Raw genomic sequence first — 260 nt, forward strand, 5'->3', positions numbered from 1 at the left:
AGAAGGTGGGTGGATCGATGAAGATGAGATCGTACTGATCCTCGGCCTCGGAGAGCCACTTCAGGCAATCGGCCTGGACGAACTTGTGCTGACGGCCCACCAGCGAGTTGAGACGCATGTTGTCCTGCGCCCAGTTGAGGTAGGTGTGGGACATGTCCACCGTGGTGGTCTCGCTTGCCCCGCCAAGACCCGCGTGCACGGTAGCACTGCCGGTATAGGCAAACAGGTTCAGGAAGCGCTTGCCTTTGGCCATCTGACCC

Annotated in this window: 1 protein-coding gene; it reads right to left on the reverse strand. The window is 60.0% G+C overall.

What is annotated here, in order from left to right; genetic code table 11:
* A partial coding sequence (locus B4920_RS26790; protein WP_173862724.1) for a class I SAM-dependent methyltransferase occupies positions 1 to 260 on the reverse strand: 260 nt, incomplete at both ends.

The organism is Zoogloea sp. LCSB751 (assembly GCF_002028455.1).
Classification (GTDB): Bacteria; Pseudomonadota; Gammaproteobacteria; order Burkholderiales; family Rhodocyclaceae; genus Zoogloea.